This window comes from Piscinibacterium candidicorallinum (assembly GCF_047549485.1).
GTDB lineage: Bacteria > Pseudomonadota > Gammaproteobacteria > Burkholderiales > Burkholderiaceae_C > Piscinibacterium > Piscinibacterium candidicorallinum.
Map to the genome: position 1 here is coordinate 1,673,642 of NZ_CP180191.1, position 12,297 is coordinate 1,685,938.

Here is a 12,297-nt window from a genome sequence, read left to right on the forward strand (position 1 = left end):
GTTTCACTTTTCGGATATTGAGCGTCATGCGTTACATCTCCACCCGCGGTGCCCTGGCTGACGCACCGCAAGGCTTCTCCGACTCGCTGCTGGGCGGGCTGGCGCCCGACGGCGGCCTGACCTGGCCCGTGCAGATGCCCCGAGTCACGCCGGCCGAGCTCGAACGCTGGCGCCAGCTGTCCTACGCCGAGCTGGCGTTTGCGGTGTTGTCCAAGTTCATCGATGACATCGAGCCCGCCGTCCTCAAGGCCCTGTGCGAGAAGACCTACACGCCGCAGGTCTACTGCAACACCCGGCCCAGCGAGCGGGCTGCAGACATCACGCCGCTGACCGCGCTGGGATTGGAGCAGGGCGCACCGCTGTCGCTGCTGGCCCTGTCCAACGGGCCGACGCTGGCCTTCAAGGACATGGCCATGCAGCTGCTCGGCAACCTCTTCGAGCATGCGCTTGGGGCACGCGGCGAGCAGATCAACATCCTGGGTGCCACGAGCGGCGATACAGGGAGTGCGGCGGAGTACGCCCTGCGCGGCAAGCAGGGCGTGCGCGTATTCATGCTCAGCCCGCATGGCCGCATGAGCCCGTTCCAGCAGGCGCAGATGTTCAGCCTGCAGGACGCGAACATCTTCAACATCGCGATGCATGGCGTGTTCGACGACTGCCAGGACGTGGTCAAGCGCGTTAATGAAGACCTGGCGTTCAAGAAGCAGTACCGCATCGGCGCGGTGAACAGCATCAACTTCGCGCGTGTCGTCGCTCAAGCTGTCTACTACTTCCGAGGCTGGTTTGCGGCGACGGCGGCAGGTGCCACGGAAGTCAGCTTTGCTGTCCCGTCAGGCAACTTTGGCAATGTGCTGGCCGGGCACATCGCGCGCCGCATGGGTCTGCCGATCCGCAAGCTGGTGGTGGCCACCAACGAGAACCGTGTGCTCGACGAGTTCTTCCGCACGGGCGTGTACCGCATACGCAAGAGTGCGGAGACACTGGAGACCTCCAGCCCATCGATGGACATTTCCAAGGCATCCAACTTCGAGCGCTTCGTCTTTGATCTGGTGGGTGGCGATGCCGCGCGAGTGCGCGAGCTGTTCACTCAGGTCGAGCGCGGTGGTTTCGATCTGTCGGCCGACCCGGCGTTCCAACGCATCGCCGAGTACGGATTTGTGTCCGGCTGCAGCTCGCACACCCACCGGCTGGCGGTGATCCGTGATGTGGCCGGCCGCTACGGCGAAGTGATCGACCCACACACGGCTGATGGCATCAAGGTCGCGCGCGAGTACCTCGAGCCGGGTGTGCCCATGGTCGTGCTGGAGACGGCGCAGCCCGTGAAGTTCAGCGCGACAATCGAAGCCGCACTGCATCGCCCCGCACCGCGGCCTGCGGCGTTTGAGGGCATTGAATCGCTGCCCAAGCGCTTCGAGGTCATGGATACGGATGTGAGCGCCATGAAGGATTACATTGCGCGGCATGTCGGTTGAGTACTCGAAGCCCCAGAACACTCCGCCCAAGGCCTTTGCGCCACTGACGCCGGTGGCGCAGGCGATTGACCGTCTGCGCGCCAGTGCCACCGTGGTCGGCGCCGAACAGCTTGAGCTGATGCGCGCCGCCGGCCGTGTGCTCGCGCAGGATGTGGTGGCACCGATCAATGTGCCGCCGCACGACAACTCCGCGATGGACGGCTACGTGCTGCGCCTTGCTGACGCGCTTGCCTCGGCCGAGCAGGGCGTGGTGATGCCTGTGAGCCAGCGCATCGCTGCCGGTCATGCCGGAGCGCCGCTGGCTGCGGGGACGGCGGCACGCATCTTCACCGGTGCACCCATCCCGGAAGGCGGCGAGCTGGTCGTGCCGCAGGAATTGACAGAGACGAGCGAGGCGGGCGTGCGTCTGCTGCAGCCTGCGAGCATCGGGCAGCACATCCGGCGCGCCGGCGAGGACATTGCGCTGGGCAACGTGCTTGTGCCCGCAGGTACTCGCCTGACTGCCGCGCATTTGGGGCTGATTGCCAGCGTGGGGCAGGGCCGAGTGACCGTGCGCCGTCGTCTGCGCGTCGCCGTGTTCTCCACAGGTGACGAGCTGCGCATGCCTGGCGAGCCGCTAGGCCCCGGGCAGATCTACAACTCCAACCGCTTCGTACATACTGCTCTGCTCGCGCAGATGGGCCATGAGGTGACCGACCTCGGCATCGTGCGCGACTCGCTCGACGCCACGCGCGCCGCGCTGCGTGAGGCCGCGCAGGGGCATGATCTGATCATCACCTGCGGTGGTGTGAGTGTCGGCGAAGAAGATCACGTGAAGGCCGCCGTGCAGGCCGAAGGCGAGCTCACGCTTTGGAGCCTGGCCATCAAGCCGGGCAAGCCGCTGGCGCATGGCACGGTGCGCCGCGCGGATGGCACCAGCGCGCAGTTCATCGGGCTGCCCGGCAATCCGGTCTCAAGCTTTGTCACCCTGCTGATCGTGGTCGCGCCCCTGTTCATGGCCCTGCTCGGGGAGATCCCGCGCGAGCAGGCCTTGTACCTGCGCGCGGACTTCGCCTGGCCCAAGCCGGACCAGCGCCAGGAGTTCTTGCGCGTGCGCATGAACTCGACGGGCGGTCTGGAGCTGTATCCCAACCAGGGCAGCGGTGTGCTCACTTCGTGCGCGTGGGCGGACGGGTTTGTGGACAACCCGGGCGGGCGCGCCATTGCGCACGGCGATGTGGTGCGCTTTCTGCCGCTTTCCGGACTGCTGGGGCTCGCATGAAGATCAAGGTGCTGTACTTCGCCAAGCTGCGAGAGCAGGTTGGTATCGATGCCGAGACCCTCGAGCTGGCGCAACGCGCGTGGACCGTGGCGGACATACGCACCCATCTGCGCAGCCGCGGGGCCGCGTGGGCGGAGGCCCTGGCCGAAGGCAAGGCGGTGCGAGCCGCGGTGAACCAGCAGATGGCGCAGGCGGGTACCGCTGTACCTGATGGCGCTGAGGTCGCGTTCTTTCCGCCTGTCACCGGCGGATGAGACGGGGACGTCTGACGATGAGCGTCCGTGTTCAGACCGAAGACTTCGATCTTGGTGCCGAAGTCGCCGCCATTCGGGCTGGGCGCACTGACATCGGCGGCATCGTCAGCTTCATTGGCACGGTGCGCGATCTCAACGAAGGCGATGCTGTCTCCACGCTGACGCTGGAGCATTACCCGGGCATGACGGAGCGGGCGCTCGAGGCCATCGTGGATGAGGCGCGCGGCCGCTTCGACATTCTTGACGCGCGCGTTGTTCACCGCATAGGCCGCCTGGCGCCGGGTGATCAGATCGTGCTGGTGATCACCGTGTCCACACATCGTGGCGAAGCCTTTGCGGCCTGTGAATTCCTGATGGACTACCTCAAGACCCGCGCGCCGTTCTGGAAGAAGGAAGTCACGCCGGCGGGCGAGCGCTGGGTGGACGCGCGTGAGAGCGATGACGACGCCGCTGCGCGTTGGAACTGTGCTGATGAGCGGGGTGCGCCCTGATGAGTGCACTGGGAACGGCAAGTAGCGCCAGCCTTTGGATCGGCGGTGCGGCGGTGTTCATCGGCGGTGGCGCAGGCGCCATGGCTCGCTGGGTGCTCGGCATGAAGCTGCCGCTATGGCAGGGCTTTCCGCTGGGCACCGTCGCGGCAAATCTGATCGGCGCCTTTGTCATCGGTGTGCTGTCTGTGTGGCTTGCAGGGCAGCAGGGCATGAACCCACTGCTTCGGCTTGCGCTCATGACCGGGCTGCTGGGCGGGCTCACCACCTTCTCCACGTTCAGCCTCGAGTCCATCACGCTCATCCAGAACGGCCGCGCACTGGAAGCCCTGCTGCATGCCGGGCTGCATCTTCTCGGCAGTCTGCTGCTGGTCGGTCTGGGGATCTGGGCGGCTCGCGCGGCGCTGCAATAGCGCCCGCGCGACCGACGTCGCGAGCGGCAAGCGTGCCGGCAATAAGTTCCCTCTCTGGATGAAGATTCGCTGACGTGTGCTGCGCGCCACGCCGCGCATGCCAACAGCCACTTCCGTTTGCAGCTTCGCTGTCAACCTACACCCGGTTTACAGCGAGTTACTTCATGTTGACTTCCACGCCTTGGAACTTTGTGGCGCACCCATAACCTGAAACTCAGGTTCCGCGCACACTCAATCACAAGGCACCGGGCCGCGGAACCTGTCCGGATGCCCATAAGGAAAGACCTCCATCATGAAGAAGACCCAGATCGCAGCAGCAGCGCTTCTCCTCGCAGGCCTTGGCTCCACCGGCGCCGTCATGGCGCAGACCGTGCAGGGCCCCTATGTCGGCGCCACGGCCGGCGTGTCCCGCTTCAGCGGGGATTGCACCGGCACTACAAGTTGCGACCGCAACGGCACGGCCTTCAAGCTGTATGGCGGCGTGAACTTCAACGAGATCTTCGGCGCCGAGCTCTCCTACAGCGACCTGGGCAAGGCCAAGGCCGCCGTCGGCCCGTTCACGGGCGAGATCAAGGCACGTGCCCTCGATGTGGCGGGTACCGCGCGCTTCCCGGTCACCAATGATGTCAGTGTCTTCGGCAAGCTGGGCGTGAGCAACATCCGTGCGAAGGGCACGGCACCTGGATTCTCCGAAAGCGATACGAGCTGGCAGCCGGTTGCTGGTGTGGGGGTGAACTGGAACCTGTCCAAGGAGTTCGCCGTCCGCGCAGAGCTTGAAAACCGCCGCTACAAGCTTGGTGGCGTGAAGGACACCATCAACACCTTCAGCGTCGGCGCGCAGATGAACTTCTGATCGCTCGCACAGCCTTGAAAGGGCCAGCCGCGAGGCTGGCCCTTTTGCTTTGCGGCGCGGCTGCGCAAACGCAGGAAGTCCTTTCCGCTTGCTGGGCGCGGCTTTCCAGCCATTTTGGCTTGGAAAAGCGCATGAATGCTCGATCTCGTGCGGCTTTCCCGGGCTGGAGGCAGCACGTCGGGTCTTGACCCAGAGCAACGCACTCACGCGGCCCGCGCCCGATGCTTGAATTTGTGGCGCACGGCACGATATGCGTCTCAACTCAAGTTCTGGCCCGGACTCGGGCCGCCTATATCAGCCCAAGCGAGTCGGAGAACTCTCATGCGACTGGACAAGCTCACCACCCGTTTTCAGCAGGCCCTGAGCGACGCGCAAAGCGCCGCCGTGGGCAATGACAACCCCTACATCGAACCGGTGCATGTGCTCGGCGCGCTGCTGGCCGCCGAGGACGGCGGCGCACGCTCGCTGCTGTCCCGCGCAGGCGCAAACATTCCGCGCCTGACGCAGGCGCTCAAGGACGCCGTGGGGCGCCTGCCGCAGGTGCAGGGCAATGCCGGGCAGATTCAGCTGGGGCGCGACACGCTCGCGCTGCTCAACCTTGCCGACAAGGACGCACAGAAGCGTGGCGACCAATTCATCGCCAGCGAGCTCTTCCTGCTCGCGCTGGCCGATGACAAGGGCGACGCAGGCCGCGCGCTGCGCGATGCCGGCGTGAGCAAGGCGGCGCTTGTGCAGGCCATTACAGCAGTGCGCGGTGGCGAGTCCGTGAACGACGCGGAAGGCGAGAGCAACCGCGAGGCGCTGGCCAAGTACTGCCTCGATCTGACCGACCGCGCCCGCCAGGGCAAGCTGGACCCAGTGATCGGCCGCGACGACGAGATCCGCCGCGCCATCCAGATCCTGCAGCGGCGCAGCAAGAACAATCCGGTGCTGATCGGCGAGCCCGGCGTGGGCAAGACCGCGATCGTCGAAGGCCTGGCGCAGCGCATCGTCAATGGCGAAGTGCCCGAGACCCTCAAGGGCAAGCGCGTGCTGGTGCTGGACATGGCCGCGCTGCTGGCCGGCGCCAAGTACCGTGGAGAATTTGAAGAGCGCCTGAAGTCGGTGCTCAAGGACATTGCCAAGGACGCCGGCCAGACCATCGTCTTCATTGACGAGATCCACACCATGGTCGGCGCTGGCAAGGCCGAGGGCGCGATTGATGCCGGCAACATGCTCAAGCCGGCGCTGGCGCGCGGCGAGCTGCACTGCATCGGCGCCACCACGCTCGACGAATACCGCAAGTACATCGAGAAGGACGCCGCTCTCGAGCGCCGCTTCCAGAAAGTGCTGGTCGATGAGCCGAGCGTGGAGTCCACTATTGCCATCCTGCGCGGCCTGCAAGAGAAGTACGAAGCCCACCACGGCGTGGACATCACTGACCCCGCCATCGTTGCTGCGGCCGAACTTTCGCACCGCTACATCACGGATCGCTTCCTGCCGGACAAGGCGATCGACCTGATCGACGAAGCGGCCGCGCGAATCAAGATGGAGATCGACTCCAAGCCCGAAGCGATGGACAAGCTCGACCGTCGGCTGATCCAGCTCAAGATCGAGCGCGAGGCCATGAAGAAGGAGACGGACGACGCCTCCAAGGCCCGCCTGGCGCTGATCGAGCAGGAGATCGACAAGCTTGGCCGCGAGTATGCGGATCTGGAAGATGTATGGAAGAGCGAGAAGGCCGCCGTGCAGGGCGCCCAGACCATCCGCACGCAGATCGACACCATCCGCGCGCAGATGGCGGACTTCCAGCGCAAGGGCCAGTTCGACAAGGTGGCCGAGCTGCAGTACGGCAAGCTGCCGCTTCTGGAGGCGCAGCTCAAGGCGGCCGAGCACTCCGAGAAGACGGCCACCAAGCCCAAGCTATTGCGCACGCACGTGGGTGCCGAGGAGATTGCGGAAGTTGTGGCCCGCGCCACTGGTATCCCCGTGAGCAAGATGATGCAGGGCGAAAAGGACAAGCTGCTGCACATCGAGGACGCCTTGCACAAGCGCGTGGTGGGGCAGGACGAGGCCGTGACCCTGGTGGCCGACGCCATCCGCCGTTCCCGTGCTGGCCTGGCGGACCCGAACAAGCCCTACGGCTCATTCTTGTTCCTCGGCCCGACGGGCGTGGGCAAGACCGAGCTCACCAAGGCCCTGGCCGGCTTCATGTTCGACAGCGAAGAGCATCTGATTCGCATCGACATGAGCGAGTACATGGAAAAGCACAGCGTCAGCCGCCTGATCGGCGCGCCGCCGGGCTATGTGGGCTATGACGAAGGTGGCATGCTGACGGAAGCCGTGCGCCGCAAACCCTACAGCGTGATCCTGTTCGACGAGGTCGAGAAGGCCCACCCCGACGTATTCAACGTGCTGCTGCAGGTGCTGGACGACGGCCGCCTGACCGACAGCCAGGGCCGCGTGGTGGATTTCAGGAACACCGTCATCATCATGACCAGCAACCTGGGCAGCCACCTCATACAGCAGATGGCCGGCGAGGAGCCCGAGCGCATCAAGGGCGTGGTGTGGCAGGAGGTCAAGCAACACTTCCGGCCGGAGTTCCTCAATCGCATCGACGAAGTGGTCATCTTCCAAGCGCTGGCGCGCGAGCAGATCAAGGGCATTGCCCGCATCCAGCTGCAGCGTCTTGAAGAGCGTCTCGCCAAGCTGGAACTCGGCTTCGAGATCAGCGACGAAGCGCTGGAGCGCATCGCCAACGCCGGCTACGACCCCACCTTCGGCGCCCGGCCGCTCAAGCGCTACATCCAGGCCCAGCTGGAGAATCCGCTGGCCAAGAAGCTGCTCGAAGGCGGCTTCCTGCCCAAGCAGACCGTGAAGGTGGGCGTGGCGGACGGGGAGTTTGTGTTCTCGACGTGAGCGGCGTGATGTGGATGATCATGAAAACCGCTTGATCATCCACCGACGGAGAACAGGCTACCTTCATAGCGTCCTTGAAAGGCCTGAATGCGGCGACCCATCTGACGCTGCAGTTCGTCATTTAAGCGCTGATACTCCGGGCTGCTGCTGCTGTATGCGTACGCACGGCCGATCTGAAAGGTTCGTGCTTTGCCGGCCCCGAAGACTTCTGAACCGTAGTAGCCGCTCACCACGACCGCGGAGAGTTTTGCACCGGCCTCCAACTGGAGCATCCAGTGAACGGGTTCATACGATGACAAGACGAGAATCAGTGGCTCTTCTGTTGCACGTACCCGAACGTTGACAGGTCGAGCCAGCCGTTGTGCGCCGAACCCTCCGGCTTGGCGACCACCAGGCACGACTGCTTGGTAAACACCCACGCCCTCAATTTGCGCATTCTTGGCAAGCTCTGCCAGCAGTGGGTTGCTTGGTGCTGCGATCGGCGCTGCGGCAGTCTGACTTGCCGCTAACCGCCGCTCGAACTGCTGCAATCGGGCGTCGTTTAGCTGCTGTGATGCGAGGGCGGCGAATTGGTTCAGACTCATTGGGGCTTCCGTGGGCAGCAGGTCTACTGCAATCAAGCGCTTGCCTTGAATTGCGAACAGGCCTGCCCCGTTTGGTTTGGGTACGAGGCGAGGTGAGGGCATACGATCAACCATGAGTTTCGAGAGCTGCTGGGTACTGAGATCGAGGATGACCTGACTACGAGGCGCACCTGCACTGACCGATAGTTCAACTCTCAGTTGGTTTAGTGAGCTCCCGCCGGCGACGCTGTGAACATTGAGTGGGCTCAGGTCGATGCGCTGTTGCGTCAAAGTCTCAAGATCGAGGATGTAGATGCTGCTCGAATCTGACCCAATGGCCTTGCCCGGGCCGAGGATCGCCTCACGTTCCCACCGAACCTGCTGCTGACTAGCGGTGCCACCAGATACCGTGACTTTCCGCGCGGAGCGGTCGAAGCTGAGTTGCCTGGGTGCTCCGCTGCTCAAGTCGATGAACTGATCCTGGTGTTTAGTGGCATAGAGGAAGGAGGGCGACAGGCGATGAGACTCCAATGAAGTTGACTCACCTGTCTGGAGATCAATCAGCAGCGTGTCGCGCCCGTCATCCTTGGTCTTGACATGGCGCGCCAGCAGCGTCCTATCGTCAATCCACAGCAGCCCGCCTCGGACACTTGGCCAATCAAGGAGCGAAGCGCCGCTTTCTGCGTCGCTGATGCTTGCACCGTCAGACGAGGATGAGGCGATGAGCCGACCGTTCGGTGAGACTTCTTTGCGCAATGCGCGCCTGGTCTCGTCGTGACGCATGACTCGCCCCGTCACACCGTCGACAACAATGTGGCCTAAGCCGGTGTCGAGCACCATCACCGCGGCGCTCGACGCAAACTCCGCACTAATGACGTGTTCAGGCGTTTCGATGTCATTTGCCCACCTCCCTGTTACGGGAACGAGCGGCGGTGCCGCCGACAGTTGCCCGATGCGCAGCAAAGAGACCCAACGCAGCAGCTCGACATCGGCGGCTGCAAAGCATGCAGTGTCTGTCAGGCGGGTGCGAATTTCCTCAGCTGTAGCGAATCGGCCTGGTGCGTAACCTTTTGCACAGTTCACTGCGCGAAGGCGAAGTCTGGCGTCCAGTCGCTCTTCGATTGATTTGCGTTGAGGCTCGGCTGCTTTCGACAGGAGTAAGTCAACGGACTGCCGTAGCTCGAAATTGAGAGGAAACGCCGTATTGATGCGTTGGTCGGGAGTCGCAAACACTCGCGCGACGTCCGAGCATCCGCTCGCGCAAATCACGAAGAAAGCGCAGGCCACGGTTAGACCTGCATATCGCGTTGTCAAGTATGTGTTCATCCCCCGGCTTTCTGATTTGATGGCGAACCTCGTCAGTGGCCGGGCGCGAGAATAATTCAGCCTCTCATGCTGAGGTGCTCGGCTTATCCCTGTACCAAAGTTGAGTTAATGCTCTTGCGCGCCCGGAAAGTCAGGGCGATCAGCCAAACCGCTTGACCATCCGCCAGCGCACGATGCCATGCGGCAGCAGCGCCATGGTGTCGTCCACGGTGTAGCCGTGCCGTTCGTAGAACGGGCGGGCCTGGAAGCTGAATGTGTCCAGGTAGATGAGGGTGCAGCCGCGGGCTCGGGCCGCGACTTCGAAGCCGCGCATCAGTTCGCTGCCCAGCCCGCTTCCGCGCAGATCGGCTTGCACCCAGAGTTGCTGCAGCTCGCAGGCCTCACGCCAGGTGCGGCCGACGGCGCCACCTGTCACCTGGCCCTGGGCATCGCGTGCGATGAGTGCGAGTGGCTGCACCTCGTGCAGCGGTGCAGCCTGCTGGTTGAACTCGCCCAGACCGGCGTCGATCAGCTCAGCCTCGGGCGGTAGCGTGTTGTAGGTATCGATGCGCATGGGAGCCATCGCGTTAGCATCGCCGCTTTCCCAGTCGGGGTGAAGCGCGAATGAGCTCTCGAATTCTCTCGAAAACCCGTACGCAACACGCACTGCTCGCGCTCGGCGCGGGTGTGGTCATGGCGCCCGTTTGGTCGGCCGAAGGCGTGTATCCGCTGCACGATGTGCCGGTGGACGCAATTGCCTCGACCACCGGCGTGACGCTCACACCGCAGTGGCTGGAGCACGCGCGACTGGCTGCAGGGCGCTATGGCTCCTCATCCGGCTTTGTGTCTGCCGACGGTCTGGTCATCACCAACCACCACGTCGCTGAAGGCTGCCTGTTCCGGCTGAGCGCCACGCGGCCCACGATCTACCGCGACGGCTATCTCGCGGCGTCGCGCGAGCAGGAGATCCAGTGCCCCGGCGCGGACGTCTCGATCCTGGAGTCTTTCGAGAATGTGACGCAGCGCGTGACCACGGGGCCTGAGAACGCGCGCGCCGCACGCATCGCAGCGATTGAGCGCGAATGCACCGAGCAGACCAAGCTGAGCTGTGAAGTGGTCACGCTGTACCGCGGCGCGGAGTACTGGGTGTACCGCTACCGGCGTATCAATGATGTGCGCCTGGTCTGGGCGCCGGAGCGCACCATCGGTCTGTTCGGTGGTGACCGGGACAACTTCGTCTACCCCCGCTACAACCTAGACGTCGCCCTGCTGCGCGCCTATGTGGACGGCAAGCCCTACCGGCCCGCACGCTGGTTCCGCGTGGCGGCGCAGGGCGTCAAGGAAGGCGAGCCGGTGTTTGCCATCGGCAATCCGGGCAGCACCTCGCGCCATCTCACCGTGGCCGACGCACGCTTCCAGGCACAGAGCTGGCTGCCGCTGCAGCTGGAGCTCGCCAAGCGCGAGATCGAGGCGCTCAAGGCCTACTCTGCACGCTCGCCGCAGGCGGCGGCCCAGGCCGAGAGCAATCTCTTCGGCACGCAGAACTACTTCAAGACCACGAATGGTGCGGTGCGCCGCATGCAGAGCGAGGAGTTCTGGCAGGCCAAGCAGGAGCGCGAGAAGCAGGTGCGCGCCGCCGTGCCCCTGGAGGGCGATGACCCCTGGAAGCACATTGAGGCCGCCGTGCAGCTGGAGCGCAAGCACGGCCGCGAACTCACGGCCATCTCCGGCGGCTGGCGCACCCTGCTGGCCACGGCCTATGACATCGTGGATCTGGCCTTCGAGCAGGAGTGGCCGGCCGAGCAGCGTCTCAAGGCCTTCTCCGCTGCAAACATTCAGCGCCTGAACAGACGACTGACAGCGCAGGCGCCGTTCCATCCGCCGCTTGAGGCGTTGCGCGTGCAGCTGCGGCTGGAGGCTTCGCTGGATGCGCTGGGCAAGGACCATCCCTTTGTCCGCACCCTGCTTGCCGGGCAGACGCCGGCCAACCGCGCGCAGACCTGGGCGGCCAACACGGGGCTCGGCAATGTGGAGGTGCGGCGCCAGCTGGTGGAGGGCGGCGCGGCCGCGGTGCGCGCGAGCAGCGATCCGCTGATCATGGTCGCGCGCGAGGCCTATGCCTTCCGCCGCCAGGTGCGCCTGCTGCAGGAAAACCAGATCGCCGCGGTCAAGGAGCGCGCCTACGACCGCATCACGCGCATGGAGCGCGCCTACGACCGCATCACGCGCATGGAGCGCGCCGCCAAGCTGCCCGGCCTCTATCCGGACGCCACCGGCAGCCTGCGCCTGAGTTGGGGCTTTGTGCGCGGCTATGACCGCGATGGTGTGTGGACCGCCTGGGCCACCACCTTCCATGGCCTGTATGAGCGCAGCACGATGATGCAGGGTCAGCCTGACCGCGCCGACTTCGAATTACCCAAGCGCTGGCTTGATGCGCGCGGCCGCCTGAAGCTCGACACGCCGCTGAATTTCGTCAACGACCTCGACATCATTGGCGGCTCCAGTGGCTCGCCGGTGCTCAATGCCGCCGGTGAGCTGGTGGGCGTGCAGTTCGACGGCAACATCGAGCAGACCGGCAACCAGTTCGGCTACGAGGGCCGCGAGGCCCGCGCCATTGCCGTCGACGTGCGGGCGATGCTGGAGGCGCTGCGGGTGGTTTACGGCGCCGATGCGCTGGTGGGCGAGCTGCTCGCCCGTTGATCGGGCGTAGTGCCGCGACTTCATCGGCGAGATCGAGCATCCATGCGGTTCTTCAGGCCAAATTGGCTGGAAATCCGCATGGGAAGCGCG

The 12,297-nt window shown here is 64.5% G+C and carries 10 protein-coding genes; 8 read left to right on the plus strand and 2 right to left on the minus strand.

Annotated elements, in window-relative coordinates; all coding sequences use genetic code 11:
* Nucleotides 1-26: 26 nt before the first annotated feature.
* The 7 genes from thrC to clpB all read left to right on the plus strand — a co-directional run bounded on the left by thrC (nt 27) and on the right by clpB (nt 7,639).
* Nucleotides 27-1,472, plus strand: coding sequence for a threonine synthase (gene thrC, locus ACMDW7_RS07540; protein ID WP_377301860.1), 1,446 nt, complete (start codon nt 27-29; stop codon nt 1,470-1,472).
* The gene (gene glp / locus ACMDW7_RS07545) at nt 1,462-2,733 is read left to right on the plus strand and encodes a gephyrin-like molybdotransferase Glp (RefSeq protein ID WP_377301858.1); all 1,272 of its coding nucleotides are present in this window, start codon (nt 1,462-1,464) and stop codon (nt 2,731-2,733) included. Before thrC ends, glp begins: the two co-directional genes overlap by 11 nt.
* Complete coding sequence (moaD, locus tag ACMDW7_RS07550; protein WP_377301856.1) at nt 2,730-2,987, plus strand: molybdopterin converting factor subunit 1; 258 nt, start codon at nt 2,730-2,732, stop codon at nt 2,985-2,987. The genes glp and moaD overlap by 4 nt, the downstream gene beginning before the upstream one ends.
* 17 nt (nt 2,988-3,004) lie before the next feature.
* On the plus strand, nt 3,005-3,478 hold the full coding sequence (moaE, locus tag ACMDW7_RS07555) for a molybdopterin synthase catalytic subunit MoaE (RefSeq protein ID WP_377301854.1): 474 nt from the start codon (nt 3,005-3,007) through the stop codon (nt 3,476-3,478).
* On the plus strand, nt 3,478-3,888 hold the full coding sequence (gene crcB, locus ACMDW7_RS07560; RefSeq protein ID WP_377301852.1) for a fluoride efflux transporter CrcB: 411 nt from the start codon (nt 3,478-3,480) through the stop codon (nt 3,886-3,888). The genes moaE and crcB overlap by 1 nt, the downstream gene beginning before the upstream one ends.
* Nucleotides 3,889-4,180: 292 nt before the next feature.
* Nucleotides 4,181-4,741, plus strand: a complete 561-nt coding sequence (locus tag ACMDW7_RS07565) for an outer membrane beta-barrel protein (protein ID WP_377301850.1) — start codon at nt 4,181-4,183, stop codon at nt 4,739-4,741.
* Between the two features lie 321 nt (nt 4,742-5,062).
* Nucleotides 5,063-7,639, plus strand: coding sequence for an ATP-dependent chaperone ClpB (gene clpB, locus ACMDW7_RS07570; RefSeq protein ID WP_377301848.1), 2,577 nt, complete (start codon nt 5,063-5,065; stop codon nt 7,637-7,639).
* Nucleotides 7,640-7,674: 35 nt separating this feature from the next.
* Here clpB and ACMDW7_RS07575 read toward each other — a convergent pair whose 3' ends face one another.
* Together ACMDW7_RS07575 and ACMDW7_RS07580 are read right to left on the minus strand one after the other, a co-directional pair.
* Nucleotides 7,675-9,435 (minus strand): hypothetical protein, encoded by a 1,761-nt coding sequence (locus ACMDW7_RS07575; protein WP_377301846.1) that lies wholly within the window; start codon nt 9,433-9,435, stop codon nt 7,675-7,677.
* Nucleotides 9,436-9,667: 232 nt separating this feature from the next.
* Nucleotides 9,668-10,081 (minus strand): GNAT family N-acetyltransferase, encoded by a 414-nt coding sequence (locus ACMDW7_RS07580; protein ID WP_377301844.1) that lies wholly within the window; start codon nt 10,079-10,081, stop codon nt 9,668-9,670.
* A 50-nt stretch (nt 10,082-10,131) separates the two neighbouring features.
* Between ACMDW7_RS07580 and ACMDW7_RS07585 the strand changes: the two genes are divergently transcribed.
* Nucleotides 10,132-12,207, plus strand: a complete 2,076-nt coding sequence (locus ACMDW7_RS07585; protein ID WP_377301842.1) for a S46 family peptidase — start codon at nt 10,132-10,134, stop codon at nt 12,205-12,207.
* Nucleotides 12,208-12,297: the final 90 nt, after the last annotated feature.

Coding starts and splice junctions, on each gene's coding strand:
- clpB (WP_377301848.1), top strand. CDS start 5,063: ATGCGACTGGACAAGCTCACCACCCGTTTTCAGCAGGCCCTGAGCGAC.
- moaD (WP_377301856.1), top strand. CDS start 2,730: ATGAAGATCAAGGTGCTGTACTTCGCCAAGCTGCGAGAGCAGGTTGGT.
- ACMDW7_RS07565 (WP_377301850.1), top strand. CDS start 4,181: ATGAAGAAGACCCAGATCGCAGCAGCAGCGCTTCTCCTCGCAGGCCTT.
- ACMDW7_RS07580 (WP_377301844.1), bottom strand. CDS start 10,081: ATGCGCATCGATACCTACAACACGCTACCGCCCGAGGCTGAGCTGATC.
- ACMDW7_RS07585 (WP_377301842.1), top strand. CDS start 10,132: ATGAGCTCTCGAATTCTCTCGAAAACCCGTACGCAACACGCACTGCTC.
- crcB (WP_377301852.1), top strand. CDS start 3,478: ATGAGTGCACTGGGAACGGCAAGTAGCGCCAGCCTTTGGATCGGCGGT.
- thrC (WP_377301860.1), top strand. CDS start 27: ATGCGTTACATCTCCACCCGCGGTGCCCTGGCTGACGCACCGCAAGGC.
- moaE (WP_377301854.1), top strand. CDS start 3,005: ATGAGCGTCCGTGTTCAGACCGAAGACTTCGATCTTGGTGCCGAAGTC.
- glp (WP_377301858.1), top strand. CDS start 1,462: ATGTCGGTTGAGTACTCGAAGCCCCAGAACACTCCGCCCAAGGCCTTT.